Source organism: Paenibacillus cisolokensis (assembly GCF_050481165.1).
GTDB classification, from domain to species: domain Bacteria; phylum Bacillota; class Bacilli; order Paenibacillales; family Paenibacillaceae; genus Paenibacillus_AH; species Paenibacillus_AH cisolokensis.
On sequence record NZ_JBCNFP010000128.1, the window covers coordinates 1 to 634 of the forward strand.

The window sequence follows — 634 nt, forward strand, 5'->3', positions numbered from 1 at the left end:
GCAAAGTAGATGCTTTCGAAGCGAACTTTGTTTCACAAAGTTTTTAGGTTAAGCTACTAAGAGCGCACGGAGGATGCCTAGGCGCCAGGAGCCGACGAAGGACGTGGCGAACAACGATACTGCCTCGGGGAGCCGTAAGCAGGCTTTGATCCGGGGATGTCCGAATGGGGAAACCCGGCTGCCGTCATGGGCAGTCACCTGGCAGTGAATCCATAGCTGTCAAGGAGGCATACCAGGGGAACTGAAACATCTCAGTACCCTGAGGAAGAGAAAACAACAGTGATTCCGTCAGTAGCGGCGAGCGAAAGCGGAAGAGCCCAAACCAGAGGGCTTGCCCTCTGGGGTTGTGGGACGTCTCATACGGAGTGACAAAGGTTTAGATTAGGCGAACAGGTCTGGAAAGGCCGGCCATAGAAGGTAAAAGCCCTGTAACCGAAAGTCTGAGCCCTCCGAGACGGATCCCGAGTACCGCGGGACACGAGGAACCCCGTGGGAATCCGGCAGGACCATCTGCCAAGGCTAAATACTCCCTGGCGACCGATAGCGAAGCAGTACCGTGAGGGAAAGGTGAAAAGCACCCCGGGAGGGGAGTGAAAGAGAACCTGAAACCGTGCGCTTACAAGAAGTCAGAGCC

The 634-nt window shown here is 55.7% G+C and carries 1 rRNA gene; it reads left to right on the top strand.

What is annotated here, in order from left to right:
- Positions 1 to 46: 46 nt before the first annotated feature.
- A 23S ribosomal RNA gene (locus ABEV74_RS19370) occupies positions 47 to 634 on the top strand; the annotation flags it as partial.